Source organism: Pseudomonas imperatae, assembly GCF_057128625.1.
In genome coordinates this window covers 193,106-211,903 of the sequence record NZ_JBSKHP010000013.1, presented here as the reverse complement: position 1 = coordinate 211,903, position 18,798 = coordinate 193,106, and the positions used below count along the sequence as shown (strand labels likewise).

At 63.0% G+C, this 18,798-nt stretch carries 15 protein-coding genes; 10 read left to right on the top strand and 5 right to left on the bottom strand.

Annotated features, from left to right (window positions below):
• Nucleotides 1-119: 119 nt before the first annotated feature.
• The 3 genes from moaE to moaC are packed head-to-tail and all read right to left on the bottom strand — an operon-like array spanning nt 120 to nt 1,296.
• Nucleotides 120-578, bottom strand: coding sequence for a molybdopterin synthase catalytic subunit MoaE (moaE, locus tag ACWKWX_RS18245; RefSeq protein ID WP_483828511.1), 459 nt, complete (start codon nt 576-578; stop codon nt 120-122).
• 2 nt (nt 579-580) lie between these two features.
• Nucleotides 581-826: a MoaD/ThiS family protein gene (locus ACWKWX_RS18240; protein WP_416422621.1), complete on the bottom strand. Its 246-nt coding sequence runs from the start codon at nt 824-826 to the stop codon at nt 581-583.
• Nucleotides 823-1,296, bottom strand: a complete 474-nt coding sequence (moaC, locus tag ACWKWX_RS18235; RefSeq protein WP_473005457.1) for a cyclic pyranopterin monophosphate synthase MoaC — start codon at nt 1,294-1,296, stop codon at nt 823-825. The genes ACWKWX_RS18240 and moaC overlap by 4 nt, the downstream gene beginning before the upstream one ends.
• Before the next feature lie 166 nt (nt 1,297-1,462).
• Between moaC and ACWKWX_RS18230 the strand changes: the two genes are divergently transcribed.
• Nucleotides 1,463-2,635, top strand: coding sequence for a hypothetical protein (locus tag ACWKWX_RS18230; RefSeq protein ID WP_483828510.1), 1,173 nt, complete (start codon nt 1,463-1,465; stop codon nt 2,633-2,635).
• A 53-nt stretch (nt 2,636-2,688) separates the two neighbouring features.
• Here ACWKWX_RS18230 and ACWKWX_RS18225 read toward each other — a convergent pair whose 3' ends face one another.
• Together ACWKWX_RS18225 and ACWKWX_RS18220 are read right to left on the bottom strand one after the other, a co-directional pair.
• Complete coding sequence (locus ACWKWX_RS18225) at nt 2,689-4,083, bottom strand: PhoH family protein (RefSeq protein WP_416422618.1); 1,395 nt, start codon at nt 4,081-4,083, stop codon at nt 2,689-2,691.
• A 360-nt stretch (nt 4,084-4,443) separates the two neighbouring features.
• Nucleotides 4,444-5,568 (bottom strand): polysaccharide deacetylase family protein, encoded by a 1,125-nt coding sequence (locus ACWKWX_RS18220; RefSeq protein ID WP_416422617.1) that lies wholly within the window; start codon nt 5,566-5,568, stop codon nt 4,444-4,446.
• 212 nt (nt 5,569-5,780) lie between these two features.
• Between ACWKWX_RS18220 and yaaA the strand changes: the two genes are divergently transcribed.
• The 9 genes from yaaA (at nt 5,781) to ACWKWX_RS18175 (ending at nt 18,601) form a co-directional block, all read left to right on the top strand.
• The gene (yaaA, locus tag ACWKWX_RS18215; RefSeq protein WP_483828509.1) at nt 5,781-6,560 is read left to right on the top strand and encodes a peroxide stress protein YaaA; all 780 of its coding nucleotides are present in this window, start codon (nt 5,781-5,783) and stop codon (nt 6,558-6,560) included.
• Between the two features lie 829 nt (nt 6,561-7,389).
• Nucleotides 7,390-8,706 (top strand): nucleotide sugar dehydrogenase, encoded by a 1,317-nt coding sequence (locus tag ACWKWX_RS18210; RefSeq protein ID WP_416422615.1) that lies wholly within the window; start codon nt 7,390-7,392, stop codon nt 8,704-8,706.
• Between the two features lie 78 nt (nt 8,707-8,784).
• Nucleotides 8,785-10,266 carry a mannuronan synthase gene (alg8, locus tag ACWKWX_RS18205; protein ID WP_416422614.1) on the top strand — a complete coding sequence of 494 codons (1,482 nt, stop codon included), beginning with the start codon at nt 8,785-8,787 and terminating at the stop codon, nt 10,264-10,266.
• Nucleotides 10,267-10,301: 35 nt separating this feature from the next.
• Complete coding sequence (locus ACWKWX_RS18200; RefSeq protein WP_416422613.1) at nt 10,302-11,468, top strand: PilZ domain-containing protein; 1,167 nt, start codon at nt 10,302-10,304, stop codon at nt 11,466-11,468.
• Between the two features lie 21 nt (nt 11,469-11,489).
• On the top strand, nt 11,490-12,908 hold the full coding sequence (gene algK / locus ACWKWX_RS18195; protein ID WP_416422612.1) for an alginate biosynthesis TPR repeat lipoprotein AlgK: 1,419 nt from the start codon (nt 11,490-11,492) through the stop codon (nt 12,906-12,908).
• Nucleotides 12,905-14,383 (top strand): alginate export family protein, encoded by a 1,479-nt coding sequence (locus ACWKWX_RS18190; RefSeq protein WP_416422611.1) that lies wholly within the window; start codon nt 12,905-12,907, stop codon nt 14,381-14,383. The genes algK and ACWKWX_RS18190 overlap by 4 nt, the downstream gene beginning before the upstream one ends.
• A gap of 26 nt (nt 14,384-14,409) precedes the next feature.
• The gene (gene algG / locus ACWKWX_RS18185) at nt 14,410-16,002 is read left to right on the top strand and encodes a mannuronan 5-epimerase AlgG (protein ID WP_416422610.1); all 1,593 of its coding nucleotides are present in this window, start codon (nt 14,410-14,412) and stop codon (nt 16,000-16,002) included.
• A gap of 11 nt (nt 16,003-16,013) precedes the next feature.
• Nucleotides 16,014-17,465 carry an alginate O-acetyltransferase gene (locus tag ACWKWX_RS18180; protein ID WP_416422609.1) on the top strand — a complete coding sequence of 484 codons (1,452 nt, stop codon included), beginning with the start codon at nt 16,014-16,016 and terminating at the stop codon, nt 17,463-17,465.
• A gap of 8 nt (nt 17,466-17,473) precedes the next feature.
• Complete coding sequence (locus ACWKWX_RS18175) at nt 17,474-18,601, top strand: mannuronate-specific alginate lyase (protein WP_416422608.1); 1,128 nt, start codon at nt 17,474-17,476, stop codon at nt 18,599-18,601.
• Nucleotides 18,602-18,798: the final 197 nt, after the last annotated feature.

Sequence of the window (18,798 nt, the reverse complement as noted above, 5' to 3'; positions counted from 1 at the left end):
CCGCACGCCGGTGGAGCATGAAAGGCTGGCGGCGTAGCTCCTAAACAAATGTCCGGGATTGGTTGACCAGATCAGACTTTAGTCGCGATGCAGACGACGCGGTCTAAAGAAGGTCGCAGCTAAGCAGGCAAGTCCCAGCGGTCAGCCGCCTGGTTGTCGCTGGCCTTGCCTTCCACCCAGCGCTCCCCTGCCCCGGTCTGTTCCTTCTTCCAGAACGGCGCGCGGGTTTTCAGGTAATCCATGATGAAGTTGCAGGCGTCGAACGCCGCCTGCCGGTGGGCGCTGGCCACGCCGACGAAGACGATGGGCTCGCCCGGCGCCAGGGCGCCGATGCGGTGCAGCACCTCGACCTTCAGCAGCGGCCAGCGCTGCTCGGCCTCCACCACGATCTTGCCCAGGGCCTTCTCGGTCATGCCCGGGTAATGCTCAAGGAACATGCCGGCCACATCCAGGCCATCATTAAAGTCCCGCACGTACCCCACGAAACTCACCACCGCGCCCACGCCGACGTTGGCAGCGTGCATGGCGTTCACTTCCACGCCTGGGTCGAACGGCTCGGCCTGCACACGAACGGTCATGGTCAACCCCCGGTCACGGGCGGAAAGAACGCCACTTCGTCGCCGTCGGCCACCGGCTCGTCGAGCTTGCACAGGTCCTGGTTGCGCGCGCACATCAGGTTGGCTTCGCCCAGCACGCTCCAGTTGCCGCCGCGTTCCAGCAGCTCCTGGCGTACGTCTTCGAGGGTGCTGAAGGTGCCCACCAGCGCTTCGCCATCCATGCCCATGGCTTCACGGTAACGGGCGAAATAAACGATGTTGACGTTCATGCCTGCTCCGCCTGGTAGTGGCCGCTCTTGCCGCCGATTTTCTCCAGCAGGCGCACGCTCTCGATGGTCATGCCCTTGTCCACGGCCTTGCACATGTCGTAAATGGTCAGCGCGGCGACGCTGGCGGCGGTCAGCGCTTCCATTTCCACCCCGGTCTGCCCGGCCAGCTTGCAGCGCGCCACGATCAGCACGGCGTCGGCGCCGTCGGCGCTCAGCTGCACCTTGACGCTGGTGAGCATCAACGGGTGGCACAGCGGAATCAGGTCGCTGGTCTTCTTCGCTGCCTGGATGCCAGCAATGCGCGCCACAGCGAACACGTCACCCTTGGGGTGGTCACCGTCGACGATCATCTGCAGGGTGGCAGGCAGCATGCGCACCCGCGCCTGGGCCACGGCTTCGCGGGACGTCACGGCTTTTTCGGTGACGTCGACCATGTTGGCATGGCCTTGGGAATCGAGATGGGTCAGCACTTGCCTTGCTCCTGGGGGCGGAGGGGGGATTGTAAACCCGGGGCGGTGGCGATGCACCTGCGGGGGGCGCCGTCGGATATTTCCTAAGTTGGCTTCGGATCTGTCCGGCTTTGCAATACGCGTGACGTCACGATACTCGCGCTTTCTGATTCGCTGGAGCACAGTCATGCCGAACCTCACTTCCATGGCGCTCGTCCGCGCCCTGCTGTACGGGCTTCTATGCCTGGGCATGCAGACCACCCATGCCGCCGAGGCGCTGATCAAGGCCAGGGTGGAGAGAGACAGGGTGGTGGACCTGACCACGCCTTCACGCTTCAGTGGCACGTGGAACATGTGCGTCACTTCACGCACCATCGATGTTCCGTTCGAGTACAGCAAGACGGTGAACCTCGCGGCTACGGATGACCGCGACCGAGTGCACGTGCGTCTGCCCTCTCGCCAGAACGTCATGCTGATCAACCGTGATACTCAGGAAACGGCAACCGCCACCCTGGCGTTCGGTTATATCAGCCAGAAAGTCACCCACCAGACCGAAGGCGCCGTGGGCGCGGGGGTACGCGGCTGCACGGCCCCTCAGGGGATGCTGGGAGGAAACGGTTACTCGAGGTTTCTCTGGAACACGCCCTACCCCAATGCACAACAGCCTTGTACGGCTACCGCCGCTGCAGCGCTGCCTAACCTCCAGTACTCCGAAGTCAGCGATTTCATGCTGTCGTATTTCGCAGACTTCCCGGAGCCGTCCAGCCTCACCCCCGGCCTGTGGGAAGGCCATATCGATTACCCGATCGGCCAGGGAAACGGCTTCGATTTCGGCAATACCACCCGTATGAGCGCGAACAATATTCGCTTCCGCATCGAACTGGAGGTCAAGCACGACATGCAGGTGGAGATGCCCGACAGCGGCAGGCAGGTCGAGGTGCTGCCGCCAGGCGGCTGGAAAGCCTGGCAGACCACCAATGCGATACCACCGCGCCTGTTCCATGACGCCCCGCTGAAAATATGGGCCTCAAGCCCGTTTGCGGTGTACATGACCTGCCAATATGGTGCCAGTTCCGAGTTCTGCAACATGGTCACGCGGCCATCCAACGATGTAACGCCGGTGCACGTTGCGCTGAGCCTGCCGGCAACCTTCAGCCACAACGGCCAGCCAGTCACCCGGCTACCCCTGGGCGTGGGCGCTGCCAACGCCAGGCTGTTGAGCCCGGCGGGCAACGTTTCCAGTCAACCCGGGCACGTGCACTTCGATGTATCGCACGCCGATGTCAGAAAGATGCTCGCAGGCTTCCGGGGCGCCAGCTATCAAGGCGATGTGACCCTGGTGTTCGACGCCAACCCATGAAAAACGCCGCCGTTGCGTGAACAAGGGCGGCGTTTGGCCAACTTCCGTCAACCTTACAGATGCGACTCCGCGTACTCCGCCAGAATCGAGCGCGGTACCCCTTGAAGGGTGATGTGCACCCCATTGGGGAAGTCCTTGAAACGCTCGGTCAGGTAGGTCAGGCCCGAGCTTGGCGCCGACAGGTACGGGGTGTCGATCTGCGCCAGGTTGCCCAGGCAGATCACCTTGGAACCGGCGCCGGCACGGGTGATGATGGTCTTCATCTGGTGCGGCGTTAGGTTCTGGCACTCATCGATCAGGATCAGGCTCTGCTGGAAGCTGCGGCCACGGATGTAGTTCAGCGACTTGAACTGCAGCGGCACCTTGCTGAGGATGTAGTCAACACTGCCGTGGGTGTTTTCATCGTCCATGTGCAGGGCTTCGAGGTTGTCGGTGATGGCCCCCAGCCAAGGTTCCATCTTCTCCGCCTCGGTGCCCGGCAGGAAGCCGATCTCCTGATCCAGCCCCTGCACGCTGCGCGTGGCGATGATACGGCGGTAGCGCTTGCTCACCATGGTCTGTTCGATGGCCGCCGCCAGGGCCAGGATGGTCTTGCCCGAACCGGCGGCGCCGGTCAGGTTGACCAGGTGGATGTCCGGGTCCAACAGCGCGAACAGCGCCAGCGCCTGATGAATGTCACGCGGTTTCAGGCCCCAGGCTTCCTGGTGCAACAGCGGTTCCTGGTGCAGGTCGAGCAGCACCAGCTCATCGTCCTTCACGCCCTTGATCCAGCCGACGAAGCCCTGCTCATCAATGACGAACTCGTTGATGTGCACGGCCGGCAGCTGTTCCTGCAACTGCACGCGGTGCCAGGTGCGGCCATGGTCCTGGCGGGTTTCGACCTTGCTGACGCGGTCCCAGAACGAGCCGGTCATTTCGTGGTAGCCGCGCGACAGCAGGGAGACGTCGTCCACCAACTGGTCGGTGCTGTAGTCCTCGGCCGCGATGCCGCAGGCACGGGCCTTGAGGCGCATGTTGATGTCTTTGGTGACCAGGACCACGTCCCAGTCTTTCTTGCGTTGGTGCAAGTCAACCAGCTGGTTGATGATGATGTTGTCGTTGAGGTTGCCCGGCAGCACGGTGGTGGGCGGGCCGCCCTTGGTCATGAGAATGGACAGGAAACCTTTCGGTGCACCCTTGCCACGCTGGATCGGCACCCCCAGTTCCACGTCCGCAGGGCAGGCGTCGCCCAGGGTCTGGTCGATCAGGCGGATGGCTTGCCGACACTCGGCAGCCACCGACTGCTTGCCGCTCTTGAGCTTGTCCAGCTCTTCCAGCACCGTCATGGGGATGGCGACGTGGTGTTCCTCGAAGTTCAGCAACGCGTTTGGATCGTGGATCAGTACATTGGTATCGAGCACATAAAGGATTGGCTTGTCGGAAGAAATGGTGCGTCCTTGATCATCCATACTCGGTCACCTTTGAGAGAGCCGTTCGACGCAATACCTGAACGGTGCTGCGCCGCGAAGTGACCGCCGTTTCCGCACCTCCCAGAGGGCTGTGGACGTGTGGAACTGCAACTGCGGTGGGCCGGGTGACGACGCCACCTGTGCTGCAGGGTTCGGCGATCTAACTTCGTAATACCGCAAAACCCATGACGTTAAAAAGCACTTTGACGCTTTTTTGAAGTTTATTTTTCTGCATGACGAATAACGCTTGGCGCGGGTCAAAACCACCGGTAAAGTCAGAAGTCCACCCCCCTCCTGCTGCCCTGGAAATTTTACCGTTCCAGCCTCGCCGTGCCCGTAAACATTGGCTGTGACGCCCGGTTACTGAAACTGCCGGCAATCCTGCCAGCCGATGCCCGCCTGGGCCGTCTGGGTGAGCAGCCAGGGCAACGCCACCTGCACTTTGGCCTGGGTATCGTGAAAATCGATCACGCCATGGCGCCACAACAGCATCAGGGTCAGCACGCGCTGGGCGCTCTGCTCGGCGGTGAGCTGGGCGTTGCTGTCCTGGGAGTCGATGTCCCACAGCGCCACCTTCATCTGTTGCGTGCCCAGGAAGGTATCGGCGTCGGCGCGACGGGTGCCATAGGGCGGGCGGAACAGCGGCACATAGTTGTCCGGCAGTTCGTTTTCCACCAGGGTGGTGCTGCGGGTGATGGAGCCCTGCCAGTCGTTCCAGTCGGCATGGGAGCGGTACTGCCAGCCCTGCACGCCCACGCACTGGCCTTTATAAAGAGCAACCAGGCTGCCCGGCTCGCCCTTGTCGCGACGGTTGCTGAAGCTCTGCCCGAGCACGAAGAAGGTGGCGTTGATGCTCTGCTTGCGCAGGTAGTCGGTGACCCACTCGGTGCCGCCCACGGCGACGCTGGGGCCACTGTCGAACGTCAGCAGGAACACCCGGTCGTTGAAATCACTGCCGTTCAGCTCATTATCGGAGATTTTCAGCACTTCGCTGCTGATCTGTGGCGCCAGCGCAGCCTTGCGCAGCAGCTCGTCGACGTAGATCAGGTCGAACACCCGCGCCGGCGCCCCCCAGTTGGCATAGAAGGAATCCGGCGCCACGGCGAAATTGTTGGCCTGGGTGCGCAGGTCGTCGAGGCTGTCGATGGCGAAACAGAATGAAGCGTCCTGGTCGCAGCTCTGCTGCGCCGCGTCGTAGTTCTTCCACAGGCGCTGCCACAGCTGCTGGCGCAGGTCGTTGATGGCCACCATGTTCACCGTGCGCAGGTCCAGGCGGTCGGCCAGGTCGGCTTCGCCCAGGGCTTCGGATTGCAACAGCACGTGGGCGAACATGAGGATTTCCGCACGCGAGGCCACGTCGAACAGCGCCGGGGTGCTCAGCGTCTCGGGCCAGGCGCTGCGCTCGATGGTGGCGACCGGCGGCGGCACGGCGGCCTGGGCGCCAAGGCTGGCAAGGGCGGCAAATAGCAGGCAGGCAAGGCGCAAGGGCGGATCTCCATCCAAGGGGGCGGTGCCATGATAGACCGCGCGGGCGCCGGACGCAGCCTGCGGCAGCTGCTACGGGGCGGGGAAACCCTCCCTGTAGCAGCGGCCGCAGGCCGCGTCCGGCAGCACCGCCGATCCTCTATCGCCCTAATAGATGGAGTTCCCCGCCCCCACCCCCTAAAATCGCGGCCACGATAAATGGAGACGATTTCATGCTGACGGTGATTTCCCCCGCCAAGACCCTGGATTACGAAACGCCCCCCGTAACCGATCGCTTCACCCAGCCGCAGTACCTTGACCACAGCCAGGAACTGATCCAGATCCTGCGCGAGCTGGCCCCGGCGCAAATCAGCGAGCTGATGCACCTGTCCGACAAACTGGCCGGCCTGAACGCCGCGCGCTTCGGCAGCTGGAACCCGGCCTTCACGCCCGACAACGCCAAGCAGGCCCTGTTGGCCTTTAAAGGCGACGTGTACACCGGCCTCGACGCCAACAGCCTCACCGACGCCGATTTCAGCTACGCCCAGGACCACCTGCGCATGCTCTCAGGGCTGTACGGCCTGCTGCGCCCGCTGGACCTGATGCAGCCCTACCGCCTGGAAATGGGCACCAAGCTGGCCAACGCCCGCGGCAAGGACCTGTACGCCTTCTGGGGCACGCGCATCAGCGAATGGCTGAACGACACCCTGGCTGAGCAGGGCGACGACCTGCTGCTGAACCTGGCCTCCACCGAGTACTTCTCGGCGGTCAAGCGCACGGCCCTCAAGGCCCGCATCATCAACACCGAGTTCAAGGACCTGAAGAACGGCCAGTACAAGATCATCAGCTTCTACGCCAAGAAGGCCCGGGGCATGATGAGCCGCTTCGTCATCCAGGAACGCATCAACGACCCGCAGCAGCTCAAGCAGTTCGACCAGCAGGGTTACTACTTCAGCGCCGAACAGTCGAAACCCGACAATCTGGTTTTCCTGCGCGACTACCCCGCCGACTGAGCCTCCTTTCGGTGCACCGTTTTGTCCTACAAAACGGGCACCGCTACCCCTGCAAAAAAGTGCAGAGTGCCACCACCCGCCAACCGAATGGCGTCAAATAGCCGTCAAATTAGATGATTGCCGTCCTTCATTCAGCTCCCGTTCAGAAAACTTCGCTTTTTTTGACGACTTTTTTTTGAATGCTGGCACAAAAACATGATAGCTCCGCAAGTCCCCAGCCCCGCAGGATAAAACCCTACAGTGCTATCAGAATGAAAGCATTTGTAACCATGAATTTCTTGAAGATTTTGTCATCCGAGCGGAATGACATCAGGAACTAATTTCAAATCCAATAGCTCATACCACCCGTAACGATTCTCGAGCGCTATGTGAGAGATGACCTACAGCGAAACAGGGAACGATTCGAGCCTTATCGTTCGAACAACTTGCAAACAACGGTCATGGTTATGACCGGAAGTTGATCTCAGGAGAGAACGCACCAAAAGTAATCTTTGACATGGCCACGCCAGAGCCTCGTATACCGAGCTCCTGCAAAGCGTCTTAGTGCTTGATTTCATTGGCGGATAGCCAAGACAGCAGTCAGCACTGCAAGCTAGGAAGTCGTCTTTGTACTACAGGCTGGCTACACACTAGGGCACAAGCCCACGACACGGCCACGTGCTGCGCTACTTGAGTGCATTATTGCGCACTCACTTTTAAATATATGCCTGCAAGCGGGAGCATGACATTCAATTGTCACACTTCCGAGTGCGCGAATACTGCTGGTTAATTAAACCCGGTCTGGCTCTTACTTGTTTGAGTCGGCGCGATAACACATGAGGTGAATGCGATGCGTATCAGCATCTTCGGTTTGGGTTATGTCGGTGCAGTCTGTGCCGGTTGCCTGTCTGCACGCGGTCACGACGTGGTTGGCGTGGATATTTCCAAGGCCAAGATTGACCTTATCAACAACGGTAAATCGCCTATTGTCGAACCGGGTCTGGAAGAGCTGTTGGCACAGGGAATTCAAAGTGGCCGCCTGCGTGGCACCACCGACTTCTCCGAAGCCATTCGTGACACGGATCTGTCGATGCTGTGCGTCGGCACGCCGAGCAAGAAGAACGGCGACCTGGAACTGAACTACATCGAATCGGTGTGCCGTGAAATCGGTTTCGTGCTGCGTGACAAGACCACCCGCCACACCATCGTAGTACGCAGCACCGTGCTGCCGGGCACCGTCAAGAACGTGGTGATCCCGATCCTCGAAGACTGCTCGGGCAAGAAGGCCGGCGTCGACTTCGGCGTGGCCGTGAACCCCGAGTTCCTGCGCGAATCCACCGCCATCAAGGACTACGACCACCCACCGATGACTGTCATCGGCGAGTTCGACACCGCCTCCGGTGATGCCCTGCAGTCCCTGTACGAAGAGCTCGACGCGCCGATCATCCGCAAGGACATCGAAGTGGCCGAGATGATCAAGTACACCTGCAACGTGTGGCACGCCACCAAGGTCACCTTCGCCAACGAAATCGGCAACATTGCCAAGGCAGTCGGCGTCGATGGCCGCGAAGTGATGGACGTGGTCTGCCAGGACAAGGCCCTGAACCTGTCGCAGTACTACATGCGCCCAGGCTTCGCCTTCGGCGGCTCGTGCCTGCCCAAGGACGTACGCGCCCTGACCTACCGCGCCAGCTCCCTGGACGTGGACGCGCCGCTGCTCAACTCGCTGATGCGCAGCAACGTGTCCCAGGTGCAGAACGCCTTCGACATCATCTCCAGCCACGACAAGCGCAAGGTCGCCCTGCTGGGCCTGAGCTTCAAGGCTGGCACCGACGACCTGCGCGAAAGCCCGCTGGTAGAGCTGGCCGAGATGCTGATCGGCAAGGGCTTCGACCTGAAGATCTACGACAGCAACGTCGAGTACGCCCGTGTCCACGGCGCTAACAAGGACTACATCGAGTCGAAGATCCCCCACGTGTCGTCGCTGCTGGACTCGGACTTCGAGGGCGTCATCGACAACTCCGACGTGATCATCCTGGGCAACCGCGACGAGAAATTCCGTGCGCTGGTGCAATCGGTGCCACACGGCAAGCAGGTCATCGACCTGGTGGGCTTCATGCCCAACACCACCTGCCCGGAAGCCCGCACTGAAGGCATCTGCTGGTAAGGCCTACGGGCCTGCCGGTTCGCCGGCAGGCCCGCTCCCCTACCCCGCAATGACCGACAATCGATACGGACGCAGATCATGCACAGGCTAAAACACGGTCTACTCCAGGCCGCCGGATGGTTGTTCTACCTGACATTGCTGATGGCACTCGCCCTGGCGTTGCCAACCACTCTTTTCGACTCGCAGTCGAAAGACTTCATTTTCCTGATTGGCGCCGTGGGTATCTGGCGCTATTCGATGGGCGCCACGCACTTCGTGCGCGGCATGCTGTTCCTGTACGTGGTGTACCCGCACCTGCGCCGCAAGGTCCGCAAGCTGGGCGCCGCGGCAGACCCCAGCCATGTGTTCCTGATGGTCACCAGTTTCCGCATCGACGCCCTGACCACCGCCCAGGTGTACAGCTCGGTGATCCGCGAAGCCATCAACTGCGGCTACCCCACCACCGTGGTGTGCTCGCTGGTGGAAATGTCCGATGAACTGCTGGTCAAGGCGCTGTGGGCCAAGATGGCTCCCCCTGACCGGGTCTCCCTGGACTTCGTGCGCATCGCCGGCACCGGCAAGCGCGACGGCCTGGCCTTCGGCTTCCGCGCCATCTCCCGCCACCTGCCCGACGACAACGCGGTAGTAGCGGTGATCGACGGCGACACCGTGCTGGCCGACGGCTGCGTGCGCAAGACCGTGCCCTGGTTCAAGCTCTACGACAACGTCGGCGGCCTGACCACCAACGAGTTCTGCGAAGTGCGCGGCGGCTACATCATGAGCGAATGGCACAAGCTGCGCTTCGCCCAGCGCCACATCAACATGTGCTCCATGGCCCTGTCCAAGCGCGTGCTGACCATGACCGGGCGCATGTCGGTGTTCCGCGCCACCGTGGTCACCAACCCCGAGTTCATCGCCGACGTGGAAAGCGACTCCCTGGAGCATTGGCGCCTGGGCCGCTTCAAGTTCCTTACCGGTGACGACAAGTCCAGCTGGTTCAGCCTGATGCGCTTGGGCTACGACACCTTCTACGTGCCCGATGCCGCGATCAACACCGTGGAGCACCCGCCGGAGAAGAGCTTCCTCAAGGCCAGCCGCAAGCTGATGTACCGCTGGTACGGCAACAACCTGCGCCAGAACTCCCGCGCGCTGGGCCTGGGCGTGCGCCGCCTGGGGGTGTTCACCAGCATCGTGCTGTTCGACCAGCGTGTGTCCATGTGGACCAGCCTGCTGGGCCTGACCGCGGCCATCATCGCCACGCTCAAGTTCAACATCGCGTTCCTGCTGGGTTACCTGCTGTGGATCGGCATCACCCGATTGATCCTGACCATCATGCTGATGTGCTCGGGCCACTCGGTAGGGCCTGCCTATCCGGTGATCCTGTATTACAACCAGATCGTCGGCGCGATCATGAAGATCTACGTGTTCTTCCGCCTCGACAAGCAGTCCTGGACCCGCCAGCCCACCGTGCTCAAACGCGATCTCGCGAGCTTTCAACAATGGTTCAACACCTGGTCTTCACGGACCATGACGTTCTCGGCCGCCAGCATCTTCGTGGCTGTGCTGTTCGTGATGGTGTGAACCGGACACTAATGGATTAACCAGGAATTACCGCCATGAATAACGCCGTGAACGTGAATGTCGTGCATGAGTCCGAAGCCCAGCGCCAGCACGCCCGGGTCAAGCTGCCCGCCAAGCTGCGCTACCAGGGGCCCAACCGGGAAAACATCGAGGTGCGCATCGAGGACCTGTCGGCCGGTGGCCTGGCCTTCCACGCGCCCAAGCCGCTGAAGGAAGGTGAGGTACACCGCGGGCGCCTGATGTTCGTCATCGACACCCTGGGCCTGGGCATGGACATCGAGTTCCAGGTGCGTTCGTTCAACGACAGCACCGGCCGCGTCGGCTGCCAGTTCCAGAACCTGGAACAGCAGGACATAGCCACCATGCGCCACCTGATCACCTCGCACCTGAGCGGCGAGATCATCAGCGTCGGCGACGTGCTGGGCACCCTGCAGCGCGACAACTTCACCAAGGCGCGCAAGGACAAGAAACTGGGCGGTGGCCAGTCGGCGTTCGCCCGTTTGAAAGCCGTGACCTTCAGCGCCGGCGTATTCGTGGTGGGCCTGGCGGCCTTCGGCTTCGTGCTGAAATCGGTGTACGGCCTGTACTTCGTGACCCATGCCCAGGCGGGCCTGGTCGCCGCACCATCGATGAACATCACCATGCCCCGCGACGGCACCGTGCAGAGCCTGGTGGGCGCCGACGGCGTGGCACCCAAAGGCGCACCGCTGGCCAGCTTCAGCACCAGCATGCTCGACGTGCTCAAAGGCAACCTGGACCCGGACCAACTGCAACCGGACAAGATCACCGAACTGTTCGGCAAGCAGATGACCGGCACCCTGACCTCGCCGTGTGACTGCACCGTGGGCCAACAGCTGGTTGCCGACGGCCAGTACGCCAGCAAGGGTGACGTGATCTTCACCCTGGTACCACGCAACACCACCGCCAACGTCGAGGCGCGCTTCGCCTACCGCCAGTTCGGCGACGTGACCCCGGGCACCGCCGTGAACTTCCAGGTGGCCGGCGACAGCACCGTGCGCCAGGGCAAGATCATCAACGCCACCAGCATCAACCCGCTGGACCTGTCCTCGGACCTGCGCGTGCAGATCCAGCCCGACGAGCCACTGAACAGCAACCTCACCGGCCGCGCCGTGGACGTCAGCAGCGACCGTGGTCCGTCGCTGAACTGGCTGATGGACAAAGCCATGGCCGCCGGCCAGTAAGTGGGATCGAGGAGAACACCTGTGGCTAGCACTCTAAGAATATTGCCAGGATCTGCACTGCTGGGCCTGGCCGTGGCCATCGGCCTGGCCGGTTGCAGCGGCCTGCCGGACCAACGCCTGGCCAACGAAGCCTTGAAGCGTGGCGACACCGCGCTGGCCCAGCAGAACTATCAGCAACTGGCAGACCTGGGCTACACCGAAGCCCAGGTCGGCCTGGCCGATATCCAGGTGGGCACCCGCGACCCCGAGCAACTGCGCCAGGCCGAGGCGACCTACCGCGCCGCGGCCGACACCTCGCCACGGGCCCAGGCACGCCTGGGCCGGTTGCTGGCCCTCAAGCCGCACCCCACCGAGGCGGAACAACGCGAAGCCGAAGGCCTGCTGAAGAAAGCCTTTGCCAACGGCGAGGGCAACACCCTGACGCCGCTGGCCATGCTCTACCTGCAATACCCCAACACCTTCCCGGGCGTGAACGCCCAGGCAAAGATCAACGAATGGCAGGCCGCCGGTTACGCCGAGGCCAACCTGGCCCAGGTGCTGGTGTACCGCATCCAGGGCACCTACGACCAGCACCTGGACGACGTCGAGAACCTGTGCCGCAAGGCCCTGACCGTGGCCGACGTGTGCTACGTGGAACTGGCCACCGTGTACCAGAAACGCCAGCAGACCGACCGTCAGCAAGCGTTGCTGGCCCAACTGCAGGCCGCCTACGCCCGCGGCGCCGTGCCGGCCATGCGCGTGGACGCCGTGGCCCGCGTGCTGGGTGACGCCACCCTGGGCCAGACCGACGAGAAGACCGCCCAGGCCATGCTGGAAAAGATCGCCCCGGTGTACCCCGCCTCATGGGTGAGCCTGGCGCAACTGCTCTACGACTTCCCGGAACTGGGCGACGTCGACAAGATGATGGAGTACCTGGACAAGGGCCGCAACGCCGACCAGCCGCGCGCCGAGCTGCTGCTGGGCAAGGTGTACTACGAAGGCAAGCTGGTGATCCCGGACGCGAAGAAGGCCGAGCAGCACCTCAAGGCCGCCGCCCCTACCCAGATCAGCGCCCACTACTACCTGGGCCAGATCTACCGCCGTGGCTACCTGGGCGAGCCCGAGCCGCAGAAAGCCGTGGACAACCTGCTGATGGCCGCCCGCGGTGGCCAGGCCAGCGCCGACTTCGCCTTGGCACAGCTGTATTCGGGCGGCCGCGGCACCCAGCCCAACCCGGTGTACGCCTATATGTTCGTGCAACTGGCCAAGGCCCAGCCCGAACCGGCGCAGCCGGTGCTGGACCTGGCTACCCAGCTGGAAACCACCCTGACACCCGACCAACGCGCCCAGGCCCAGCAACTGCTGCAACAGGAGCAGCACGTGCGCGGTGCCATGAACCAGAACAGCAGCATTGCCCTGCAGACGCTGGAAGACGAAGACGCTGAGGACAAATCGCTATGAAACTGAACCAATGGATGAAAGCCGGCATTGGCCTGGGTTTCGCCGCGCTCTGGTCCTGCCCGACACTGGCGGCGCTGACCGCTGACCAGAACTTCGGCATCGAAGTCAAAGGCACGCTGCAGTCCGAGGACGACCGCGACCTGGGCACCCGCTCCGGCGGCGACGTCAACGGCCTGGGCCTGGACCTGCGCCCCTGGGCGTACGGCCAATGGGGCGACTGGAGCGCCTACGCCATGGGCCAGTTGGTGACCGCCACCGACACCATCCAGACCGACACCCTGCAAGAGTCCAACGTCAGCAGCGACAGCACTGCCAGCGGCCGCGAGCAGAAAAAGAACTACCTGGCCATGCGTGAATTCTGGGTCGGCTACAGCGGCTTCACGCCCTACCCCGGCGAGATCCTCAAGTTCGGCCGCCAGCGCCTGCGCAACGACGACGGCGAATGGAAAGACACCAACATCGAGGCCCTGAACTGGGACTTCGACACCACCCTGCTGCGCGCCCACGCCGGCGTCGCCGAGCGGTTCAGCGAATACCGCACCGACCTCACCGAACTGGCCGCCACCGACAAGGACGTGCTGCACGCCTACGGCGACGTCTCGTACCAGTGGACCCCGGGCCAGTGGGTTGGCGTGCGCGCCCACCACACCCATGACAGCGGCAGCCTGCCGAGCACCGGCCAGGCTATCGACGATTCGGACAAGAGCAGCACCGGCGACCTGACCTGGCTGGGCCTTGAGGCCGACAGCGACGCCTACAACCACGACAACCTGAACAACATCAACTACTGGGGCAGCCTGACGTTCATGTCCGGCAACCGCGACAGCATCGGCAGCAACGTGGTCGACGGCCAGACCGTGGCCGGCGACAAGACCAGTGGCCACGTCAACGGCTGGGCCACCGACCTGGGCCTGCGCGTGCACCTGACGCCCGAGTGGCAAGTGGGCGGCGCCTATTCGCGTGCCAGCCGCGACTACGAACAGAACGGCCTGCAGAGCAACCGCTCGACCTGGACCGGCACCCGTGCCCGCGTGGCGCGCTTCGGCGAGGCCTACCAGGCCGAGATGGCCAACGTGCAAAGCGCCTCGCTGTTCGCCAGCTGGCAGTTGCGCGACGAATACGACGCCAGCCTGATCTACCACAAGTTCTGGCGCGTGGACGGCAACCAGGGCATCGGCACCAGCACCCTGGACGCGGTGAACACCACCACCGACCCGGAAAACCCGACCGACATCACCTCCATCAGCTCGCTGCCGCTGGCTGACGGTGACAAGGACCTGGGCCAAGAGATGGACCTGGTGGTCAGCAAGTACTTCAAGCAAGGCCTGCTGCCTGCCGCCCTGAGCCAGTCCATCGACGAGCCCTCGGCGCTGGTGCGCCTGCGCGCGGGTGTGTTCAAACCCGGCTCGGCCTATGGCAATCAAGTGGACAGCTACATGCACCGCGCCTTTATCGACGTGATCTGGCGCTTCTGATGCGACCGCGAAGGGAGTGCGAGGAAATGATGAATTCAGACAGATTGCCATGGCCCAGGGCCCTGCTGGCCACCGCCCTGCTGCTGGCCAGCGGCGCGGCCCTGGCTGCCGCGCCGGCGGCCCACCCGGCGCCGCCCCTGGGCGATGACGAGGCCAAGACCCTGCAGCAGGCCAAGACCTACACCATCACCACCGCGGCCCCCGAGTCGCTGGAGCTGGCCGCGCCGAAACTGCCCGACCTGAGCGGCTACACCGCCAAGGCCGTGGCCGCCAAGATCGACCGTCGCAAGGCCGGCAAGATCGTGGTCAAGCGCATGCTGCAGGAAGACGTGCTCAAGGAATTCATCGGCGGCGACAACAAGATGGCCGAGTGGGTGAACCGCCAGCACGGCATTCCCCAGGCCATCTTCGTCGAGGACGGCTACGTCAACCTCACCGAGCTGGTGCGCAAGCTGCCCAAGCAGTACATCCGCGAGACCGCCCCGGGCGTGTACCTGGCGCGCCTGCCGATCGTGGTCGGGCACAACGCGACCTTCGAGATCGACAAGCAGACCAAGGAACTGCGCCTGTCCCAGGAGGGCGGTGCGTTCATCGTCAACGACGGCAAGCTGTTCATCCGTGACACCCGGGTGCTGGGCTGGCGCGAGGCCGACAACGGCCCGTCGACCTTCCGCGACCCCAAGGATTTCCGCCCGTTCCTGCTGTCCTGGGGCGGCACCGAGACCTACATGGTCAACACCGTGATGGCGAGCATGGGCTACAACCAGTCCAAGTCGTACGGGGTGAGCATCTCGCAGTACACGCCGAACATGAGCGAACAGATGGGCCGTGCCCAGCCCACCGGCTGGATCATCGGCAGCACCTTCTCGGACATGTGGTACGGCTTCTACTGCTATGAGACCACCGACTTCGTGGTGAAGAGCAATACCTACCGCGACAACGTCATCTACGGCATCGACCCGCACGACCGCTCCCACGGCCTGATCATCGCCGACAACACCGTGTACGGGACCAAGAAGAAGCACGGCATCATCGTCTCCCGCGAGGTGAACGACAGCTTCATCATCAACAACCGCAGCTACGACAACCACCTGTCCGGCGTGGTGATCGACCGTAACAGCGTGGGCAACCTGGTGGCCTACAACAAGATCTACAAGAACCACACCGACGGCATCACCCTGTACGAAAGCGCCGACAACCTGCTGTGGGGCAACATGCTGCTGGGCAACAAGCGCCACGGCATCCGCGTGCGCAACAGCACCAACATCCGCCTCTACGAGAACAAGGCCCTGGGCAACGGCCTGACCGGCGTGTACGGGCACATCAAGGACCTCAGCAACACCGACCGCAACATCAAGCTCGACCCGTTCGACGCCCAGGTCTCGCTGATCCTGGTGGGTGGCGAACTGGCCGGCAACGGCACCGGGCCGCTGTCCATCGACTCGCCGCTGTCGCTTGAAATGTACCGCGTGTCGATGCTTGCCCCGACCAAATCCAGCGGCATCAGCTTCACCGGCATCCTGGGCGACCGCCAGGCCGAAATCATGGACCTGATGGTTCGCCAACAAAAAGCCGTGCTGATCGACCCTGTCGAACGCCAGACCGAAATGCAGGACTGAGGATGAATTTCATGCACCCCACCTTGATCAAGCTGCTCAGCCTGTCCGGCCTGGCCGCCGCCATGATGGCCGCGTCCAACGGCGCCAGCGCCCAGGACTTCGCCGCGCCCAAGTACCAGGCAGCGCCGTGCTGCAGCCTGTGCCCGGCCGCCCATGACGCGAAGAACTACGTGACGCGCTACCAGCAGAACTTCACCACCCTGGTACAGGCCCAAGGCGACTGGCTGTTCCGTACCCAGGAAGACCTGCGCACCGAATTCGACACCACGCCCGAGGGCTACCGCCGCCTGCAACAGCTGCACGACGCCTTCAAGAGCAAGGGCGTGGAGCTGGTGGTGGTGTACCAGCCCACCCGTGGCCTGGTGGACCGCAACAAGCTGTTCCCGGCCGACCGCGACAAGTTCCAGTACGACAAGGCGCTGCAGAACTACCAGGCCATGCTCAAGCGCTTCGCCAGCATGGGCTTCAACGTGCCGGACCTGTCGCCGCTGACCAACGAGCAGCAGGCCCACGACTTCTACTTCCGCGGTGACCAGCACTGGACCCCGTACGGCGCCCAGCGCACCGCCAAGATCGTCGCCGAGACCGTGAAGAAAATGCCGGCCTTCGCCGACATTCCCAAGCGCGAGTTCGAGACCCACCTGTCCGGCCGCATGGGCAAGACCGGTACCCTGCACAACATGGCCGGCCAGCTATGCGGCACCAGCTACGCCATCCAGTACATGGACCAGTTCACCACCGAGCCCAAGGGCGAGGCCGCCGACGGCGACCTGTTCGGCGACGCCGGCACCCCGCAGATCACCCTGGTGGGCACCAGCCACAGCGGCAAGAACTACAACTTCTCGGGTTTCCTGGAGCAGGACATCGGTGCCGACATCCTTAACGTCGCCTTCCCCGGCGGCGGCCTGGAAGGCTCGATGCTGCAGTACCTGGGCAGCGACGACTTCCAGAAGCACCCGCCGAAAATCCTCATCTGGGAGTTCTCACCGCTGTACCGCCTGGACCAGGAGACCATCTACCGGCAGATGATGTCGCTGCTGGACAACGGCTGCGACGGCAAGACCGCCGAGCTGTCGGCCAGCACCACGCTCAAGACCGGCAAGAACGAGTTGCTGATCAACGGCCGCAACGGCATCAAGGACCTGCACAACGGCAACCACCAGATCGACATCAAGTTTGCCGACACCTCGGTCAAGACCCTGCACGCCACCCTGTGGTACCTGAACGGGCGGCATGAGGACCTGAAGATCGAAAAACCGACCACATCGGAAACCGACGGGCGCTTTGCCTTCGAGTTGCGCAACGACGAGGACTGGGCTTCGCAGAACCTGCTGGCCCTGGAAGTGGAAGGCCCAGAGGCCGGCCAACCTGCCCAGAAAGTCGAAGCCACCGTGTGCAAGCGCAACGTCTTCCCTGGCGTTCAGCAATCGCCGAAACAACAGAACGCCCAAGCCGGACTGTGAGGTTACCCATGAACCGCACCAACGCACTACGCCATCTGCTCGCCCCTACCCTGCTGGGCCTGGCCATCTTCGCCGGCCACGCCCAGGCCGCCGCGCCACTGCACCCGCCACAGGGTTACCTGGCGGCCGTGGACAAGTTCAAGACCAGCCCCAACGACCAGGGCTGCCCGGCCATGCCGCAGCCCTACACCCAGAGCCTGCAGTTCCGCAGCAAGTACGAAGGTTCGGACAAGACCCGTTCGACCTTCAACGCCACTTCTGACAAAGCCTTCCGCGATGCCACCAAGGACATCACCAGCATGGAGCGCGGCATCAGCAAGCAGGTGATGGTGTACATGCGCGACGGCAACCCGGCGCAACTGGATTGCGCGCTGAACTGGATGGTGACGTGGGCCCAGGCCGACGCGTTGATGTCCAAGGACTTCAACCACACCGGCAAGTCCATGCGCAAATGGGCACTGGGCAGCATGGCCTCGGCGTATGTGCGGCTGAAGTTCTCCGACTCGCACCCGTTGGCCACCCACCAGCAGCAGACCCAGGTGATCGAAGCCTGGTTCGGGCGCCTGGCCGACCAGGTGGTGAGCGACTGGAACAACCTGCCGCTGGACCACACCAACAACCATTCGTACTGGGCGGCCTGGTCGGTGATGGCCGCCTCCGTGGCCCTGGACCGTCGTGACCTGTTCGACTGGTCGGTGAAGGAATACAAGATCGGCGCCAGCCAGGTCGACGCCGATGGCTTCCTGCCCAACGAGCTCAAGCGCCAGCAGCGTGCCCTGGCCTACCACAACTACGCCCTGCCGCCGCTGGCCATGATCGCCAGCTTCGCCCAGGCCAACGGCGTGGACCTGCGCCAGGAAAACAACGGTGCCCTGAAACGCCTGGGCGACAAGGTGCTGGCCGGGGTGAAGGACCCGGACATCTTCGAAGCCAAGAACGGCAAGGACCAGGACATGACCGACCTCAAGGTGGACAGCAAATTCGCCTGGCTGGAGCCCTGGTGCAGCCTCTACAGCTGCCCGCCCGACGCGCTTGAGCGCAAGCACGAAGGGCAGCCGTTCAAGACCTTCCGCCTGGGCGGCGACCTGACCAAGGTCTACGACCCCGAGCACGAAAAAGGCAACAAGGGTTCGTGAACGATTAAACGTTGGAACTGCTGAACCTGTGGGAGCTGGCTTGCCAGCGAGCTGTTGAGGCCCTGAAAAGCTCGCTGGCAAGCCAGCTCCCACATTGATCAACGATCAGGCCAGCAGAATGTATTTACCCCCTGGAATAAATGGGGGGTTTGGGGGGGCTTTGGCCCTTGTGTATGGATCAAACAAGGAGAGATCGG

What these genes read in the sequence shown, in the direction of transcription:
- ACWKWX_RS18240 (WP_416422621.1), bottom strand. Translation starts at nt 826, where the DNA reads ATGAACGTCAACATCGTTTATTTCGCCCGTTACCGTGAAGCCATGGGC.
- ACWKWX_RS18180 (WP_416422609.1), top strand. Translation starts at nt 16,014, where the DNA reads ATGCACCCCACCTTGATCAAGCTGCTCAGCCTGTCCGGCCTGGCCGCC.
- ACWKWX_RS18200 (WP_416422613.1), top strand. Translation starts at nt 10,302, where the DNA reads ATGAATAACGCCGTGAACGTGAATGTCGTGCATGAGTCCGAAGCCCAG.
- ACWKWX_RS18175 (WP_416422608.1), top strand. Translation starts at nt 17,474, where the DNA reads ATGAACCGCACCAACGCACTACGCCATCTGCTCGCCCCTACCCTGCTG.
- algG (WP_416422610.1), top strand. Translation starts at nt 14,410, where the DNA reads ATGATGAATTCAGACAGATTGCCATGGCCCAGGGCCCTGCTGGCCACC.
- alg8 (WP_416422614.1), top strand. Translation starts at nt 8,785, where the DNA reads ATGCACAGGCTAAAACACGGTCTACTCCAGGCCGCCGGATGGTTGTTC.
- moaE (WP_483828511.1), bottom strand. Translation starts at nt 578, where the DNA reads ATGACCGTTCGTGTGCAGGCCGAGCCGTTCGACCCAGGCGTGGAAGTG.
- ACWKWX_RS18230 (WP_483828510.1), top strand. Translation starts at nt 1,463, where the DNA reads ATGCCGAACCTCACTTCCATGGCGCTCGTCCGCGCCCTGCTGTACGGG.
- ACWKWX_RS18210 (WP_416422615.1), top strand. Translation starts at nt 7,390, where the DNA reads ATGCGTATCAGCATCTTCGGTTTGGGTTATGTCGGTGCAGTCTGTGCC.
- yaaA (WP_483828509.1), top strand. Translation starts at nt 5,781, where the DNA reads ATGCTGACGGTGATTTCCCCCGCCAAGACCCTGGATTACGAAACGCCC.
- ACWKWX_RS18225 (WP_416422618.1), bottom strand. Translation starts at nt 4,083, where the DNA reads ATGGATGATCAAGGACGCACCATTTCTTCCGACAAGCCAATCCTTTAT.
- ACWKWX_RS18190 (WP_416422611.1), top strand. Translation starts at nt 12,905, where the DNA reads ATGAAACTGAACCAATGGATGAAAGCCGGCATTGGCCTGGGTTTCGCC.